Raw genomic sequence first — 16,157 nt, 5'->3', positions numbered from 1 at the left:
GTTTTTGCGGGCGCCCCCCTGCCGCCCGCTTTCACGCACACCGACCGCGCCCCTCTGCCGGACACCCGATCCGAGAGCCGGCGCGCAACCCGCAAGCCCGCCCGCGAAAGGACAGCCCGCATGACGCAGCGACGCCTACCTCTGACCCGCAGGCTGCTGGCCTCGGCACTGCCGGTGGCCGCGATGCTGGTGCCGGCCGGTGCCGGGCTTGCCGATCCCGGCATCGCCCTGAACCGCTATGCCCTGCCCGGCGCCATCGACACCCCCTCGGCCGAGATGATGCCGGACGGCACTCTGGGCGCGGTGCTGGGCTATTCGGGCATCGGCGGCAACGGCGTGGGCGTCAGCTTTCAGGTGATGCCCCGGGTCAGCGCCGTGCTGCGCTATGGCAAGTTCGACAACAACGCGATGACGCGCGGCTATACCCGCGACCGCTCGTTCGACCTGCGGCTGCAACTGCTGACCGAAGACCCGGACGGCTGGCGCCCCTCGGTTGCGGTGGGACTGCAAGATTTCATCGGAACCGGCTATTATTCCTCGGAATATATCGTCGCGACAAGGAACCTGACGCCGCGGCTGAAGCTGTCGGCGGGGCTGGGCTGGGGGCGGCTGGCCAGTTCCGGCGGCATCGGCTCGTTCACCGACGACCGGCCGGTGCCCGATGCGCGCGACCGCGGCCGCCTGAACAATGCCAAGTGGTTCCGCGGCGACATGGCGCCCTTTGCCAGCGTCGCATGGCAGGCGACCGACAAGCTGACGCTGCTGGCGGAATATTCCGGCGACGATTACGCCTGCGAGACCGGCGATGACAGCTGCCCGGTGCCGCTGTGGCGCAGCGACGACGAGGCGCTGAAAAACCACATCAACCTCGGGCTGAACTATCGGGCCGGGCAACATTACAACATCGGCGCCTATGTGCTGGGCGGGCGGCATTTCGGCGTTCAGGCCAGCATGGCGCTGAACCCGCGGCAGGCGCCCTATCCTTCGGGGCTGGAAAACGCCCCCGCGCCGGTGCGCCCCCGCGCCGCCCCCGCCGCCGACCCCGAGGGCTGGTCGGGCCGCTGGTCCGCCGACCCCACCGCGCAACCCGCCATCCAGAAGGCACTTGCCACGGCGCTGGCAAAAGAGGGGCAGACCCTCGAATCCATGGCGCTGACCGCGACAAGGGCCGAGGTCCGCATCCGCAACCACCGCCACATCCAGCAGGCCGAGGCCATCGGCCGCACCGTCCGGCTGATGACCCGCGCACTGCCGCCATCGGTGGAAACGCTGGTGGTGACCTCGGTCGAGGGGGGGATGCCGGTGTCGTCCCTGACCTTCCGCCGCTCGGACGTGGAACGGCTGGAAAACACCGAGGCCGGCCGCATCGCCGCCGTCGCCACGCTGAGCGACCCGGCGGCACGCAACGATCTGCTGGTCCAAAGCCCGGGTATCGCCCCCCGTTTCCAGTGGTCGCTGGGGCCGTCCTTTACCGTCGGCATGTTCGACCCCGACGAGCCGATCCGCTACGAGGTCGGCGCCGCGCTGAACGGCAGCTACGAGCTGTCGCCGGGGCTGACCCTCAGGGGCACACTGCGCCAGCGCCTGTTCGGCAACGCCGATCAACAGGCACCGACGGGCGACAACAACGGCGTTCCTCGGGTGCGCTCGGACAGCCGCATGTATTCCGGCAACGACCGCCCGCACATTCCCGAACTGGTGCTGAACTGGAACGCCCACCCCGCCCCGGCGATCTACACCCGCGTGACCGTCGGGCTGCTGGAAACCATGTATGGCGGGATTTCCACCGAATTGCTGTGGAAGCCCGTGGATTCACGGCTGGCGCTGGGGGCCGAGGTCAACCACGTCCGCAAGCGCGACTATCGCGACGCCTTTGAGTTTCTGGACTACGAGACCACCACCGCCCATGTCTCGGCCTATTACGAGCTGGGCAACGGCTTCATGGGGCAACTCAACGTGGGGAAATACCTGGCCGGCGACACCGGCGCCACACTCAGCCTGACGCGTGAATTCGCCAGCGGCTGGTCGGTCAGCGCCTATGTGACGAAAACCGACCTCAGCGACGACGATGCCGGCGAAGGGTCGTTCGACAAGGGGGTCTCGGTGCAGATCCCGATGAACTGGGCACTTGGCACGCCCTCGAAACGGACGGTCGGAGGCAGCATCGGCTCGACCACCCGCGACAGCGGGCAGCGGGTGCGGACCGAACGGCTTTATCACACGGTCCGCGATGGCCATTCGACCCGGATCTATGACGGCTGGGGGAGGTTCTGGCGATGAGCAGACATATCCGGCAAGCAGCCGCGGCGCTGGTGCTGCTGGCAGTCGCGGGCTGTTCGGGCGGGATGAGCGCGCCGGGCAGCGGCGACACCAGCCCCTCGATCCTGCGGGCAGGCAGCAGCGTGCTGCGCGACGGGCTGGCTGGGCGCAAGGCCGCCCCCGCCCCCGCCGCCGATCCGCAGGACATGGCGGCGCGGGCACTGGCGGCGAACCCGGGGCCGCTGATCCTGGTCGGGATGGAAAGCGCCGGCACCACGCAGGTGCTGGCGATGGTGGGCGAAAACGGCGGGATGCGGACCTATATGACGCCGTCGGAACAGGCGCTGATCCTGCGCGGCTTCATGCTGAGCGGCACCCGGGGGCTGGGCCACGACCTGTCCGTGGCCGAGGCTGACGGGGCCGCCGCGCTGATCGCGGCCGGCCGGTCCGGCACCGCGCGGCGGGTGATGCGCTATTACACCGGCGACGGGCTGGAACGGCCGCTGCAATTCGACTGTCGCATCGGCCCCGGCCCGAATGCCGGCGTCATGGTCGAGGATTGCACCGGCCACGGCATCGGGTTTCAGAACAGCTACCTGCCCTCGGCCGGGGTATCGCGGCAGTGGATCGGGCCGGGACTGGGCTATGCCACGATCCAGGTGCTGCGGAACTGAGTAACGCCGCGCTGCAAGATGAAAAACCCGCCGTCGAGGCGGGTTTTTTCATGGGCGCAGCCGGGGAACGGGAAAGGGCCAGTCCGAGGACCGGCCCTGAGGAAATCGCGAGATCGTTAGGGATCGCCGCCTTCGCTGCTGCTGCTGCTGCTGCTGTCCGACGCGATGACCGCGATGACGCCCAGCAGCAGCAGCGCGGGGATGATCAGCCCGGCGTTGGTCGAGGCCGGGCGGGTATCGACGACAACGGGTTCGACTTCGACGATGGGGGCGACATAGCCGCCCGCCAGCGCGGTGGACGCCGACAGCCCGAGGGCAGCGACAAAAGCGGTGAATTTGGTCATGTTCACGTTCCTCGTGGAATTCCAGATGCTGCCGTCTACGCAGCAGTCGGGACAGTGTTCCACATGTAATATAAGTTGAAAAGATGTAAATTAACTTGACAGCAAATGAAACTGGCCGGTCGAGGGACCGACCCCGAGGAACTGCCGCAAGGGGGGCCGTCATGATTTCAGGCTGCACACCGCCATCCGCGCGATCATCAATTCTGTCGCGACCCCGGACAGCCCCTAGGATCGACCAGCCATGCCCCCGCCAGCGCTGCGGCGACGGCAAGATTCCCACCAATGGAATATCGAAAATCCAAACGAAAAAGGCCGGTCGCGAGGACCGGCCTTTTCAAGTTCAGCTGAACTGTCAGTCGTTCGGATCAGTCCGAAGCAACCGCGGCGATCACGCCCAGCAGCAGCAGCGCCGGGATGACGAGACCGGCGTTGGTCGAGGCCGGGCGGGTGTCGACGACAACCGGCTCGACGTCGACGACGGGGGCAACGTAGCCGCCGGCAAAGGCGGTCGATGCGGACAGGCCGAGGGCAACGGCAACGGCAGAGAGTTTGGTCATGATCTTGCTCCGTATTTCTTTTTGAAGTCTGCCGGTTGCCCGACAGCATCGCAGCGACAGTCGCATAAAGCCGGACCCTAGAAAAGCACTGCCACAGGCGGCGACAGCGGGTCCGCAGCCACTGTTGCATATTCGCCAACACCGACGCGGCGACCCGGTTCCGCAAGGGCGGAAAGCCGCGCAGACAGTGGCAATTTTGCACCGCTCGCGGGAATTATCCGGCGCAATCCATCACAGTTTTCCCGCGGCAGCGGTTGGCCGGCGCCATTTTCGCGCGGCGCACGCCCGCAACCAGACCCCGGGCGCCTGTGCGGCGCCGCGGCGCCCCGAATCACTGCATGGCTGCGGCCCCGGCCCGCGCGGTGCGGCAGCGCCGTTCCGTCGCCGCTTCAGCCGCGCCCGCCCTTGGGTCCGCTTGCTTTCGGCCCGCCGCCCCTGGGGCCGCCACCGGGCGCGTTGCCCCGAGGTCCGCCCTGCGGTCCCGCATTCCCGGGCCGGTCGGTTTTCGGACCCGCGCCTCTAGGTTTGAACCCACCCCCCTTTGGCCCGGCGCGCCCCGCTGCATCACCCCGAGGCCCGCCGTCGCGCGCGCCAAAGCCTTTCGGCCCGCCGGTCCGGGCATCGCCGCGATCCGGCCGGCTTTGGCCGCCGCGTGGCGCAGTCGCCGAAAACCCCTTGCCCGGCGCGCCCGCAGACCTGCCCGAGAACCCCGCGCCGCGTTCGGGCCGGTCGCCGTCGGACCGCCGGGGCGCATAGGGGCGTTCGGCGCCGTCCTTCGCGTGGCGGGGCTTGCGGTCAAATCCACCCTCGCGTTGCTCGCGGAACGGACGGGCGCCGCGTTCGGCCTCGCGGGGCGGGCGCGTGTCGGGGCGGCGCTCGCCCTGGGGGGCGTCGTCGCGGCGGGCATAGGCGCGTTCGGCGCCGTCCCGCGCGTGGCGGGGCTTGCGGTCAAATCCACCCTCGCGTTGTTCGCGAAACGGGCGGGCGCCGCGTTCGGCCTCGCGGGGCGGGCGCGCGTCGGGGCGGCGCTCGCCCTGGGGGGCGTCGTCGCGGCGGGCATAGGCGCGTTCGGCGCCGTCCTTCGCGTGGCGGGGCTTGCGCGCCGGGCGCTCGCCCTCGGCGGCATCAACGCGCGGCGCACGGTCGGGGCGCAGCCCCATGTCGCGCGCGGCGCCCGAGGCGCGGGGCCGGCGCGGGGTATCCCCCTCGCCCTCGGTCTCGCCGGTATACAACCCGCCCAGCTGGTCGCGCAGGATGCGGCGCTTGACCTCGCGCACCTCGTTCACCTCTAGCCCGGCCAGCTTGAACGGGCCGTAGCCGATGCGGATCAGCCGGTTCACCTGCAAGCCGACATGGGCCATCGCGCGGCGGATTTCGCGGTTGCGGCCCTCGCGGATGCCCACCGTCAGCCAGGCGTTGGCGCCCTGCTGGCTGTCCAGCCTGATCTCCATCGGGGCGAAATCCTCGCGGTCGATGGTGGCGCCGCGGCGCAGCGGGTCGAATGTCAGCTCGGTCGGGTTGCCGTTGACGCGCACGCGATAGCGGCGCAGCCAGGCGGTAGCGGGCAGTTCCAGCCGCCGCTTCAGCTCGCCGTCGTTGGTCAGCAGCAGCAGCCCTTCGGAGTTGAGGTCAAGCCGCCCCACGCTCATCACCCGCGGCAGGTCGCGCGGCAGGGCGTCGAACACGGTCTGCCGGCCCTTTTCGTCGGATTCCGAGGTCACCAGCCCGACCGGCTTGTAATACAGCCACAGACGGGTTTCCTGCGGTGCCTCCATCGGCTTGCCGTCGATGCGCACCTGGTCGGTGGGCAGGATGTCCAGCGCCGGGCTGGCGATCTTGCGGCCGTTCACGGAAACGCGGCCCTCGATGATCATGCGCTCGGCCTCGCGGCGGCTGGCGACGCCGGCGCGGGCCATCACCTTGGCGATACGCTCGCCCGGGGGCGGGCTGGGCGGGGGGGCGCTGTCGACGGTCGGCTCGACCTCGGGCGTCGGCTCGGTCGGCTCCGTCGCGGGGGGCGTTTGGGGAATATCGTCGTCGTTTTCGGGGGGGGTCTGGTCGGTCATCGCGATCTCCTGCGCATCGCTGCGGTGGCAAGTGGCCCAGAGTATCCGCAGATGCGCGCCGCGAAAAGCCGTCCTTGCAAGAACGCCGCGGCCGGGGCATCGGTGGGCATGTTTCACAGCCAGATGGACGCCGCATTATCCGAGGCCCGCGCCGCCGCCGCCCGTGGCGAGGTGCCGGTGGGCGCGGTGCTGACCGACCCTTTGGGCCGCGTCGTCGCCCGCGCCGGCAACCGCACACGGGAATTGTCGGACCCGACCGCGCACGCGGAAATCCTGGCGATTCGCGCCGCCTGCGCGGCTGCCGGCTCGGAACGTCTGCCCGGCCACCGGCTGTGGGTCACGCTGGAACCCTGCCCGATGTGCGCCGCCGCGATCTCGGCCGCGCGGATCGCGGTGCTGTATTACGGCGCCCCCGACCCGCGCATGGGCGGCGTCGCGCATGGGGCGCGGGTGTTCGACCACCCGCAATGCCACCACCGCCCCGAGATCTACGACGGCATCCGCGCCGAGGATTCCGCCGCGCTGCTGCGCGCATTCTTCGGCGCAAGGCGCGGGGGCGGGCGATAACCGCTTGCAGCCCTGCCCCCCGGCTGAAAGGTTGCGCGCAATTCGGCTGATGGAGATGACGGTCTATGTTCCAGAAAATCCTTGTCGCGAACCGCGGAGAGATTGCGATCCGGGTTTTGCGGGCGGCGAACGAGCTGGGCAAGCGCACGGTCGCGGTTTACGCCGAAGAGGACAAGCTGTCGCTGCACCGCTTCAAGGCCGATGAGGCGTATCGCATCGGCGAGGGGCTGGGGCCGGTCGCGGCCTATCTGTCGATCCCGGAAATCATCCGCGTGGCGCGCGAATCGGGCGCGGATGCGATCCATCCGGGCTATGGGCTTTTGTCGGAAAACCCCGATTTCGTCGATGCCTGCACGGCGGCCGGCATCGCCTTTATCGGGCCGACAGCCGACACCATGCGCGCGCTTGGCGACAAGGCCAGCGCCCGGCGGGTGGCGATCGAGGCCGGCGTGCCGGTGATCCCCGCAACCGGGGTGCTGGGCGAGGATTTCGATGCAATCAGGCTTGAGGCCGCGCAGGTCGGCTATCCGCTGATGCTCAAGGCCAGCTGGGGCGGCGGCGGGCGGGGGATGCGGCCCATCGCCTCGGCCGACGAGCTGGTCGAAAAGATCCGCGAGGGGCGGCGCGAGGCCGAGGCCGCATTCGGCAATGGCGAGGGCTATCTGGAAAAGATGATCCAGCGCGCCCGCCACGTCGAGGTGCAGATCCTCGGCGACGGCCACGGCGGGCTTTACCACCTGTATGAACGCGACTGCACCGTGCAGCGCCGCAACCAAAAGGTGGTCGAGCGCGCCCCCGCCCCCTATCTCAGCGACGAGCAGCGCGCCGAGGTCTGCGGGCTGGCGCTGAAAATCGGGCAGGCCGTCGGCTATCGCAACGCCGGCACGGTCGAGTTCCTGCAAGACATCGACTCGGGCGCGTTTTATTTCATCGAGGTGAACCCCCGCATCCAGGTCGAGCATACCGTGACCGAAGAAGTCACCGGTATCGACATCGTGCAGGCCCAGATCCGCATCGCCGAGGGCGCGACGCTGGCGCAGGCCACCGGCATGGCCGCGCAGGACGACATCCGCCTGTCGGGCCACGCGATCCAGTGCCGGGTGACGACCGAGGATCCGCAAAACAACTTCATCCCCGATTACGGCCGCATCACCGCCTATCGCACGGCCACCGGCAACGGCATCCGTCTGGACGGCGGCACCGCCTATGCCGGCGCGGTCATCACCCGCTATTACGATTCGCTGCTGGTCAAGGTCACCGCCTGGGCGCAGACCCCCGAGGCCGCGATCCGCCGCATGGACCGGGCCTTGCGCGAATTCCGCGTGCGGGGCGTGTCGACCAACATCGACTTTGTCATCAACCTGCTGAAACATCCGGTGTTCCTGTCCGACCAGGCCACCACCAAGTTCATCGACACCACCCCCGAGCTGTTCGAGTTCGCGCCCCGCCAGGACCGCGCCACCCGCATCCTGACCTATCTGGCCGACATCAGCGTGAACGGGCACCCGGAAACCGCCGGCCGCCCCCGCCCGGCCCGCGCCCGCGCGCCGGTGCCCCCCGCCCCCCGCGGCACACCGCCTGAAGGCACGCGCCAGATCCTCGACCGCGAGGGGCCGCAGGGGGTCGTCGCGTGGATGGAACAACAGCGCCCGCTGCTGATCACCGACACCACCATGCGCGACGGGCACCAGAGCCTGCTGGCCACGCGGATGCGGTCCATCGACATGATCCGGGTCGCGCCCTCTTACGCGGCCAACCTGCCGGGGCTGTTTTCCGTGGAATGCTGGGGCGGGGCGACCTTTGACGTGGCCTATCGCTTTTTGCAGGAATGCCCGTGGCAGCGGCTGCGCGACATCCGCGCGGCGATGCCCAACGTGATGACGCAGATGCTGCTGCGGGCCTCGAACGGGGTCGGCTACACCAATTATCCCGACAATGTGGTGCAGGAATTCGTGCGCCAGGCGGCCGAGACCGGGGTGGATGTGTTCCGGGTCTTTGACAGCCTCAACTGGACCCCGAACATGCGCGTCGCCATGGATGCGGTGATCGATTCGGGCAAGCTGTGCGAGGCGGCGATCTGCTATACCGGCGACCTGCTGGACCCCGCGCGCGCCAAATACGACCTGAAATACTACGTCGCCATGGCCCACGAGCTGCGCGCCGCCGGCGCCCATGTGCTGGGCGTCAAGGACATGGCCGGGCTGCTGAAACCCGGCGCCGCCCGGGTGCTGTTCGCCGCCCTGCGCGACGAGGTCGGGCTGCCGATCCATTTCCACACCCACGACACCAGCGGCATTGCCAGCGCCACGGTGCTGGCGGCGGCGGAAACCGGGGTGGCGGTGGTGGACGCGGCGATGGACGCGTTCTCGGGCGGAACCTCGCAGCCCTGCCTGGGCTCGATCGTGGCGGCGCTGTCCGGCACCGACCGCGACACCGGGCTGGATCTGGCCGCGATCCGCGAGATCTCGAACTACTGGGAACGGGTGCGCGACCTTTACGTCGCGTTTGAGGCAGGCAGCCGCGCCCCCGCCTCCGAGGTGTATCTGCACGAGATGCCGGGCGGCCAGTTCACCAATCTCAAGGCGCAGGCCCGCAGCCTGGGGCTTGAGGAGCGCTGGCACGAGGTCGCGCAGACCTATGCCGAGGTGAACGCGATGTTCGGCGATATCGTCAAGGTCACCCCCAGCTCCAAGGTGGTGGGCGACATGGCGCTGATGATGGTGGCGCAGGGGCTGAGCCGCGCGCAGGTCGAGGATCCCGCGGTCGATGTGGCGTTCCCCGATTCGGTCGTCGACATGCTGCGCGGCAACCTGGGCCAGCCCCCCGGCGGCTGGCCGCAGGCGCTGCAATGCAAGGTGCTGAAGGGCGAGCCCCCCCTGACCACCCGTCCCGGCGCAGCGATGCCCCCGGTCGACCTGACCGCTGCCCGCGCCGGGCTGGAGACCACGCTGGAACGCCCCGTCGATGGCGAAGACCTGAACGGCTGGCTGATGTATCCCAAGGTGTTCACCGATTATGCCGAACGCCACCGCATCTACGGCCCGGTCCGCACCCTGCCCACCCCGGCGTTCTTCTACGGCATGGAGCCGGGCGAGCAGATCAGCGTCGAGATCGACCCCGGCAAGACCCTGGAAATCCAGCTGCTGACGCTGGGCGACCGCGACGACGCCGGCCACGTCAAGGTGTTCTTTGAACTGAACGGGCAGCCGCGCACCGTTCGCGTCCCGGACCGCGGCGCCACCGCCACCGCCGCCGCCCGCCCCCGTGCCGAATCCGGCAACCCCGCCCATATCGGCGCGCCGATGCCCGGGGTGGTGGCCAGCGTGGTGGTCCAGCCAGGCGCCAGCGTGCAGCCCGGCGACCTGCTGCTGACCATCGAGGCGATGAAGATGGAAACCGCCATCCACGCCGACCGCCCCGGCACCATCAAGGCGATCCACGTCACCCCCGGCGCCCAGATCGACGCAAAAGACCTGCTGGTCGAAGTGGAGTGAAGAAAGGGGGCGCTCGCGCCCCCTCTGCCGCGCGCAGGCGCGCGACATTCACCCCCTGAGGATATTTGCGACCGCCCGAAGCGCCTCGGGCGGTGTCTCAGTCGCCGGGTTGCGGGGCGGGCTGGAGGCTCCTTGGGACGGGCAGTGAATAGATCAGGCAGTCCCCGTCCCTTCTGTCGCTGCCCCAGTAAGGGCGCTGCCCGTCGCGGGGCGGCAGCTCATAGTCGGCGCAGAGCCGGTATTTGCCGTCCCCGATCCACTCGATGCGGTAGTCCTTGCCGCTATGGCGGTCGGTCAGCGGCACCGGCCCCGGGCAGCCCTCGGTCGGGCCGAAATCGCTGGGCAGCTCGCGCGGGCCGGTATCGCCGACAAGACACGAGATATGGCTCGACAGCTGCGACAGCTCGGCCGAGCGGGTGTCATCCCGCCGCTCCTTGCGCGCATGGGACGGGCCGCCAGCGATGGCCAGCCCCGCGACCACCGCACCGGCCGCCAGCGCGGCCAGCGCCCAGCTGGCCCAGCCCTGCCCCCGCGCCCACGCCCGGGTGTTTCCCTCAGTCATCAAGCTCATCCCGGTAATAGGCAAAGACCAGCGCCCCGACGACGGCGATCAGCCCCGCCTTGGCGGCGAACCGCAGCGTCAGATCGCCGTTCAGCAGCGAATAGATCACCGCCACCAGATCGCCCAGCAGCGCCAGAGCCGCCAGCAGCAGCGTCACCGCCGCAAACCATTTACGCACCAACGAGCGCCGGCGCCCGCTGTCCTGCGCCGTATCCCGCGTCACCTTGCGATTGAGCATGACGAACAGCGGCACGGCCGGAAGCAGCGTCGCGATGCTCCACCGCATGGACGAGGCGGATGAGTAGTAATAGCGCTGGTCCGGCTCGGGCAGCAGCGTCTCGATCACCCGAAACCCCAGCATGGTCACATGCCAGCAGATCATGCCCAGCAGCAGGAACAGCAGCCCATAGACCAGCGCCTCGCGCGCCGAGACATAGGCCCGCGGCCGCGGAACCGGCGGCAGGCCCGGCGCGGCGGGCAGCCACGCGGCCAGCGCGGCCGCGATCTCGCGCCCGCTCCACCCCGCCTGCCCCAGCGCCGCGGCCAGCTCATCCCCGCTGCGCCCGGATGCCAGCCCCGAGCGCACGAAATCGTTCAACTCATCGCTTCGCGCCATGTATCGCCGCCCTCTTGATCCGCGGCCATTGGCCCGCAGCCCACCACCGGCGTCAAGGGCCGCACCGGGCGGCAAGCATCTTCTGTCCCCAAATATCCCCGCCGGAGGCTCCGGCCGCGCGAACTGGCGCGACTTTGCATTTTACCTCTTGCGCCCCCCGGCAAGCTTGTCTAAATCCCCTCCACCGGCAGCGGATGCTACCGGGACGGGGCGCGGGCGTAGCTCAGGGGTAGAGCATAACCTTGCCAAGGTTAGGGTCGTGAGTTCGAATCTCATCGCCCGCTCCAAAAATTCGTTGCGGGACCAGTCCCCGAAAAGCGCCCTCGGGGCGCTTTTTGCTTGCCGGAATCTTGGGCGGGCGCAGGGCCGCGCATGGGCCCCCAGGATTTCACGCCACTGTTTTCACGCCATTGCAAGAGCCGTCGCCGGCCGCGTATCGCTGCGACCGCGCAGCGCTGCGGCACCGGCGCGGACCATGCCCACGCCGGTGACAAGCGGTCACAGCCCCAGTTCGGCCTCGACCTCGCCCATCGACTTTTCGACGATCTCGAACATCTCGTCGGCCTGGTCGCGGGTGATGATCAGCGGCGGGCAAAAGCCCAGGCTGTCGCCCATGTTGCGCGAAATCAGCCCGTTGCGCTGCATGGCCGTGTTCATCATCGCGCCCAGCCGGCCCACGGTCGAGACGGATTTCGCCGCCTTGTCCTCGACCAGCTCGACCGCGGCGATCAGCCCGATGCCGCGCACCTCGCCCACCAGCGGGCGGTCGGCCAGCGTCGCCAGACGCGCGCGGAAATGGGCGCCGACCTCGCGCGCGTTGGTCACCAGATCGTTGTCCTGAATGATCGCCAGGTTTTCCAGCGCCACCGCCGCGCCCAGCGGGTGGCCCCCGCCGGTGTATCCGTGGCCAAAGGTGCTGATCCGGTCGCTTTCATCCGCGATCGGGTCATAGAAACGGTCGTTCATCACGATGGCGGAAAACGGGATGTAGCTCGAGGTGATCTGCTTGGACAGCACCATCACGTCGGGGCGGATGCCGCAGGTGGTGGACCCGAACATCTCTCCGGTGCGGCCGAAGCCGCAGATCACCTCGTCGGCGACGAACAGGATATCGTATTTCGCCAGAACCGCCTGAATCCGTTCGTAATACCCCGGCGGAGGCACCACCACGCCCCCCGCGCCCATCACCGGCTCGGCCCAGAATGCGGCGATGGTGTCGGGCCCCTCGCGCTGGATCAGCGCCTCAAGCTCGTCGGCGCAGCGGGTGGCGAACTGGTCCTCGGTCTCGCCGTCGCGGCCCTCTTTCCAGTAATGCGGGCAGATGGTGTGCAGCACGCGGTCGATCGGCAGGTCGAACGAGCGGTGGTTGTTGGGCAGCCCGGTCAGGCTGGCCGAGGCGATGGTGACGCCGTGATAGGCACGATTGCGCGCGATGACCTTTTTCTTTTCCGGCTTTCCCAGCGCGTTCGAGCGATACCACACCATCTTCAGCACGGTGTCGTTCGCCTCGGACCCCGAGTTGGTATAGAAAACCTTGCTCATCGGGACGGGCGCGATTTCGACCAGTTTTTCGGCCAGCTCGATGGCGGGGCCGTGGCTCTTATGGCCGAAATTATGGTAAAAGGGCAGTTTTTCCAGCTGGCGGGTGGCGGCCTCGATCAGGCGGCGATCCTTGAAGCCGACGCCCACGCTCCACAGCCCGGCCATGCCCTCGATATAGCGGTTGCCGTTGTTGTCGCGCACATGGATGCCGTCGCCATCCTCGATGATCATCGGGCCGACCTCGGCATGGCGGCGGGCATTGGTATAGGCGTGAAAATGATATGCGATATCCGTCGCTTCGGGGGTGTCGGCGAAATTGGTCCGGTCGTCCATGTCCTGCGCTCCTGTCCGGGGTTGCGGCTTTGAAAGATTGCCAAGGACGCCCCGGCTGTCGAGCCACGAGTGCTTGACCAGAGTTTGGCACAATGCAAACCTTTCCCGAAATTCAGGGGGGCGGCGAATGTCGCATCAGCGCATGTTCCGCGGCCGGCTGTCCGACATCGACATCGCCAGCCTGCGCGAATTCATCGAGATCGTCGAGGCCGGCGGCATCACCGCCGCCGAGGGCCGGCTGGGCAAGGGGAAATCCGCGATCAGCCTGACGCTGTCACGGCTGGAATCGCGGCTTTCCATGCGGTTATGCGAACGCGGCCGGTCCGGGTTCCGCCTGACCGAACAGGGGCAGCTGGTCCATTCCGCCGCCGTCGAGCTGATGGCGGAAATCGCCCGGTTCAGCGATTTCATCGGCGCCGCCACCACGCGGGTCGAGGATGAAATCACCATGTTCGCCGACGACAGCTTTCTGTTCGAGTTCGGCGAGCCGATGGCCCGCGCGATCGCACATATGAATGATCGTTACCCGAATCTCAAACTGACCCTGCGGATGAGCTCTCCGGGGCATGTGCTGGCCTCGGTGCTGGAAGGCTCGGCCGATCTTGGATTCACCACGCTGAGCGCCCCGAACGGGGCGCTGGTCGCCGCGCCGGTCTGCACCGAACGCATGGGGATTTTCTGCGGCCGCGAACATCCGCTGTTTGCCCGCGACGACGCCGCGCTGACCATGGACGAGCTGCGCCGCCACGGTTTCGTCGCCGCCGAGGTCGCGCAAGAGCCGGCGTTTTCCGATTTCCTCGGCGGGTTCCGCATCGCCGCCACCGCGCCCACCATCCTGTCGCGGATGGTGCTGGTGCTGTCCTCGCGCTATCTCGGCTCGCTGCCGCTGGCCTTCGCCGCGCCCTGGGTGGAACGCGGCGAGGTGCGGGAAATCGCGGCCCCCGGCAGCCGCGGCGCCAACACCTGCTATCTGATCCACCGCCGCGCGCGGCCGCTGGGGCTGGGCGGCTCGATCCTGCGCAGCTTGATCCTGGACGAATTCGGGCGCGAAGCGGCGGGCTGACCCCTTCTGTCCCGCGACCGCGCCTGTATGCTGCCCCCGACCCCGCCGCGAGAGCCGCCCATGACCCGCATCCTGCAAATTTCCGACCCTCATATCGGCGTGGCCGGCCAGCTGCTGGGCGGGATGATCGACACCGCCACCGCGCTAAGCCGCACGGTGGAATGGATCGCCCGCAACCTGCGCGCCATCGGCCCGATTGATGCGGTGATCGTCACCGGCGATCTGGTCGAATCCGGCCGCCCCGAGGAATACGCCCATTTCCTGCGCCTGATCGCGCCCCTGCCGCTGCCGTGGTTCGCCATCCCCGGCAACCACGACAACCGCGAGGTGATGCGCGAGGCGTTTTCCCATCTGCACTGGATGCCCGACCACGGCGCGATCAACCTGCATCTGCAATTCGACGGGCTGGATGTGGTGGCGCTGGACAGCCATGTTCCCGGCGCGGGCCACGGGATCCTGGGCAACGGCACGCTGGGGTTTCTGGACCGGGCGCTGGATACTGCCGGGCGGCGGCCGGTGCTGGTCGCGGTCCACCACCACCCGTTCCGGTCCGGGATCAGGGCGATGGATGCGCTGGGGCTGCTCGCGCCGGAACCCCTGCTGGCGCGGCTGGCCGGGCATCGCGCCGGGGCGCAGCTGGTCTGCGGGCATCTGCACCGCGCGGTGACCACGGTGGCGGCAGGCGTTCTGTGCCAAAGCTGCCCCAGCCCCTCGCACGCGCTGGCACTGCGGCTGCAACCCGACCAGCCGCTGGCGCTGATGCTGGAACCCGGCGCGATCATGCTGCATTGCGCCGAGGATGGCGCGATCCGGTCACATCTGATCCCGACCGCCCCCGCCCCCGGCCCGATCGAGCCCGGCGCCTGAGCGCTAGCCGCCCTGCCCCGCCGGGATGTGGATATGGGGCGCTGCCGCCTGCACGATGGGGTCGGCAGAGGCGCCTGCCTGCAACGCCCCCACCAGCTGCGCGCGCATCCGATAGGTCCAGAAGTCATTGATATGCCCCGCCACCGCCAGTTCGGGCGGGCCGGGCTGGCTGCGAAAGAAATCGGCGATCTGGCTCGCCATGCGGATCAGCTTGTCGGGCATGTCACGCGCTCCTGATGCGCTGGGGGTGGGTATACAGGTCGAAACTGCCGGCGCGGGCGCGGCCGATCAGGGTCAGCCCTGCGGCCTCGGCCCAGTCGATGGCCAGCCGCGTCGGCGTGCTGGCGCCGACCAGCAGCCCGGCACCGATGCGCGCGGTTTTCTGCACCAGATCGACCGACAGCCGCGAGGTCATCGCGATGATCCCGCCGCCGGGGTCGATGCCCCGCGCGGCCAGCGCGCCGGCCAGCTTGTCCAGCGCATTGTGGCGGCCCACGTCCTCGCGCACCAGCGCCACATCAGGCGACCAGAAACCTGCGGCGTGGATCGCGGGGGTGTCGCGCCAGCGGCGCTGCCCCTCGGCCAGCGCCTGCATGGCCAGCGCGATATCGGCAGGCGCGGCGGTGTAGCCGGCGGCGACCGGCACCACCGGCGGCAGCGCCGCGGCGATGCTGTCGACGCCGCAAAGCCCGCAGCCGACCGGGCCGACCATGCTGCGCCGGCGTTCGGCCAGACCGGCGGCAAGGCCCGGGCGCAGCCACAGCCGGGTTTCCAGCGCCGGCAGCCCCGGCAGCGCCGCGGGCGGGGCCACCGCCACCACCTGCGCATCGGTCACGTCGCCCGGCGCCGCAATCAGCCCCTCGGTCAGGGCAAACCCCAGCGCGAGGTCATCCAGATCATGCGGCGTCGCCATCAGCACCGCCTGGCTGGTGCCGTCCACGACAATGGCGACCGCAGCTTCCTCGGGCGGGGCGGGCGCGTCGGAGAGGTCCCAGCCCGCGCCCGACCAGCGCCGCAGCGGGGACGCAGAGGCGGCCGGTCCGGCCGGCACTGCCGGACCGGCCGCGCGGGAAACCACCCCGCCTGGCCCTGCGCCTTCGGTTGCACCCGCCCTGCCGTCCGGGGACGGCGTTGCCTCACCCGGCGGGAACGCATCCGAAGCCCTGCCGCCCCCGCGAGGGGACGGATCGTTGTCTTTCACGGCGTCGCGGCG

At 69.2% G+C, this 16,157-nt stretch carries 14 protein-coding genes and 1 tRNA gene; 7 read left to right on the top strand and 8 right to left on the bottom strand.

What is annotated here, in order from left to right:
• Positions 1–120: 120 nt before the first annotated feature.
• Both BLW83_RS05440 and BLW83_RS05435 read left to right on the top strand, forming a co-directional pair.
• Positions 121–2,280, top strand: coding sequence for a YjbH domain-containing protein (locus BLW83_RS05440; RefSeq protein ID WP_090846430.1), 2,160 nt, complete (start codon positions 121–123; stop codon positions 2,278–2,280).
• Positions 2,277–2,933: a YjbF family lipoprotein gene (locus BLW83_RS05435; RefSeq protein WP_090846428.1), complete on the top strand. Its 657-nt coding sequence runs from the start codon at positions 2,277–2,279 to the stop codon at positions 2,931–2,933. Before BLW83_RS05440 ends, BLW83_RS05435 begins: the two co-directional genes overlap by 4 nt.
• A gap of 116 nt (positions 2,934–3,049) precedes the next feature.
• On the opposite strand, the gene BLW83_RS05430 is transcribed toward BLW83_RS05435, so the two are convergent.
• The 3 genes from BLW83_RS05430 to BLW83_RS05420 all read right to left on the bottom strand — a co-directional run bounded on the left by BLW83_RS05430 (position 3,050) and on the right by BLW83_RS05420 (position 5,900).
• The gene (locus BLW83_RS05430; RefSeq protein ID WP_245728646.1) at positions 3,050–3,277 is read right to left on the bottom strand and encodes a hypothetical protein; all 228 of its coding nucleotides are present in this window, start codon (positions 3,275–3,277) and stop codon (positions 3,050–3,052) included.
• A 365-nt stretch (positions 3,278–3,642) separates the two neighbouring features.
• On the bottom strand, positions 3,643–3,834 hold the full coding sequence (locus tag BLW83_RS05425) for a hypothetical protein (protein WP_090846425.1): 192 nt from the start codon (positions 3,832–3,834) through the stop codon (positions 3,643–3,645).
• A gap of 389 nt (positions 3,835–4,223) precedes the next feature.
• The gene (locus BLW83_RS05420) at positions 4,224–5,900 is read right to left on the bottom strand and encodes a pseudouridine synthase (RefSeq protein WP_090846423.1); all 1,677 of its coding nucleotides are present in this window, start codon (positions 5,898–5,900) and stop codon (positions 4,224–4,226) included.
• 123 nt (positions 5,901–6,023) lie between these two features.
• Here BLW83_RS05420 and BLW83_RS05415 point away from each other — a divergent pair, with 123 nt between their 5' ends.
• Together BLW83_RS05415 and pyc are read left to right on the top strand one after the other, a co-directional pair.
• Complete coding sequence (locus tag BLW83_RS05415) at positions 6,024–6,467, top strand: nucleoside deaminase (protein WP_245728645.1); 444 nt, start codon at positions 6,024–6,026, stop codon at positions 6,465–6,467.
• Positions 6,468–6,532: 65 nt separating this feature from the next.
• A complete protein-coding gene (gene pyc / locus BLW83_RS05410; protein WP_090846421.1) occupies positions 6,533–9,961 on the top strand; it encodes a pyruvate carboxylase in 3,429 nt (1,142 codons plus the stop codon).
• 97 nt (positions 9,962–10,058) lie between these two features.
• On the opposite strand, the gene BLW83_RS05405 is transcribed toward pyc, so the two are convergent.
• Together BLW83_RS05405 and BLW83_RS05400 are read right to left on the bottom strand one after the other, a co-directional pair.
• A complete protein-coding gene (locus BLW83_RS05405; protein ID WP_090846419.1) occupies positions 10,059–10,523 on the bottom strand; it encodes a hypothetical protein in 465 nt (154 codons plus the stop codon).
• Positions 10,516–11,139 (bottom strand): DUF5671 domain-containing protein, encoded by a 624-nt coding sequence (locus BLW83_RS05400; RefSeq protein WP_090846417.1) that lies wholly within the window; start codon positions 11,137–11,139, stop codon positions 10,516–10,518. The genes BLW83_RS05405 and BLW83_RS05400 overlap by 8 nt, the downstream gene beginning before the upstream one ends.
• A gap of 212 nt (positions 11,140–11,351) precedes the next feature.
• On the opposite strand from BLW83_RS05400, the gene BLW83_RS05395 reads away from it, so the two are divergent.
• Positions 11,352–11,426, top strand: a tRNA-Gly gene (locus BLW83_RS05395).
• A gap of 211 nt (positions 11,427–11,637) precedes the next feature.
• On the opposite strand, the gene BLW83_RS05390 is transcribed toward BLW83_RS05395, so the two are convergent.
• A complete protein-coding gene (locus BLW83_RS05390; protein ID WP_090846415.1) occupies positions 11,638–13,014 on the bottom strand; it encodes an aspartate aminotransferase family protein in 1,377 nt (458 codons plus the stop codon).
• A 127-nt stretch (positions 13,015–13,141) separates the two neighbouring features.
• Between BLW83_RS05390 and BLW83_RS05385 the strand changes: the two genes are divergently transcribed.
• Together BLW83_RS05385 and BLW83_RS05380 are read left to right on the top strand one after the other, a co-directional pair.
• Positions 13,142–14,077 (top strand): LysR family transcriptional regulator, encoded by a 936-nt coding sequence (locus tag BLW83_RS05385; RefSeq protein ID WP_177172498.1) that lies wholly within the window; start codon positions 13,142–13,144, stop codon positions 14,075–14,077.
• A 60-nt stretch (positions 14,078–14,137) separates the two neighbouring features.
• Positions 14,138–14,944 carry a phosphodiesterase gene (locus BLW83_RS05380; protein WP_177172497.1) on the top strand — a complete coding sequence of 269 codons (807 nt, stop codon included), beginning with the start codon at positions 14,138–14,140 and terminating at the stop codon, positions 14,942–14,944.
• 3 nt (positions 14,945–14,947) lie between these two features.
• Here BLW83_RS05380 and BLW83_RS05375 read toward each other — a convergent pair whose 3' ends face one another.
• Positions 14,948–15,166, bottom strand: coding sequence for a formate dehydrogenase subunit delta (locus tag BLW83_RS05375; RefSeq protein WP_090846409.1), 219 nt, complete (start codon positions 15,164–15,166; stop codon positions 14,948–14,950).
• A gap of 1 nt (position 15,167) precedes the next feature.
• Positions 15,168–15,995 (bottom strand): formate dehydrogenase accessory sulfurtransferase FdhD, encoded by an 828-nt coding sequence (gene fdhD / locus BLW83_RS05370; protein WP_245728644.1) that lies wholly within the window; start codon positions 15,993–15,995, stop codon positions 15,168–15,170.
• Positions 15,996–16,157: the final 162 nt, after the last annotated feature.

The sequence above is a fragment of the Paracoccus alkenifer genome (assembly GCF_900108405.1).
GTDB lineage: Bacteria > Pseudomonadota > Alphaproteobacteria > Rhodobacterales > Rhodobacteraceae > Paracoccus > Paracoccus alkenifer.
This window is presented reverse-complemented; position numbering and strand designations above follow the sequence as displayed.

Bases quoted from the DNA above. Each gene is read 5' to 3' on its own strand.
- BLW83_RS05440 (WP_090846430.1), top strand. From the start codon at position 121: ATGACGCAGCGACGCCTACCTCTGACCCGCAGGCTGCTGGCCTCGGCA.
- BLW83_RS05435 (WP_090846428.1), top strand. From the start codon at position 2,277: ATGAGCAGACATATCCGGCAAGCAGCCGCGGCGCTGGTGCTGCTGGCA.
- BLW83_RS05430 (WP_245728646.1), bottom strand. From the start codon at position 3,277: ATGACCAAATTCACCGCTTTTGTCGCTGCCCTCGGGCTGTCGGCGTCC.
- BLW83_RS05425 (WP_090846425.1), bottom strand. From the start codon at position 3,834: ATGACCAAACTCTCTGCCGTTGCCGTTGCCCTCGGCCTGTCCGCATCG.
- BLW83_RS05420 (WP_090846423.1), bottom strand. From the start codon at position 5,900: ATGACCGACCAGACCCCCCCCGAAAACGACGACGATATTCCCCAAACG.
- BLW83_RS05415 (WP_245728645.1), top strand. From the start codon at position 6,024: ATGGACGCCGCATTATCCGAGGCCCGCGCCGCCGCCGCCCGTGGCGAG.
- pyc (WP_090846421.1), top strand. From the start codon at position 6,533: ATGTTCCAGAAAATCCTTGTCGCGAACCGCGGAGAGATTGCGATCCGG.
- BLW83_RS05405 (WP_090846419.1), bottom strand. From the start codon at position 10,523: ATGACTGAGGGAAACACCCGGGCGTGGGCGCGGGGGCAGGGCTGGGCC.
- BLW83_RS05400 (WP_090846417.1), bottom strand. From the start codon at position 11,139: ATGGCGCGAAGCGATGAGTTGAACGATTTCGTGCGCTCGGGGCTGGCA.
- BLW83_RS05390 (WP_090846415.1), bottom strand. From the start codon at position 13,014: ATGGACGACCGGACCAATTTCGCCGACACCCCCGAAGCGACGGATATC.
- BLW83_RS05385 (WP_177172498.1), top strand. From the start codon at position 13,142: ATGTCGCATCAGCGCATGTTCCGCGGCCGGCTGTCCGACATCGACATC.
- BLW83_RS05380 (WP_177172497.1), top strand. From the start codon at position 14,138: ATGACCCGCATCCTGCAAATTTCCGACCCTCATATCGGCGTGGCCGGC.
- BLW83_RS05375 (WP_090846409.1), bottom strand. From the start codon at position 15,166: ATGCCCGACAAGCTGATCCGCATGGCGAGCCAGATCGCCGATTTCTTT.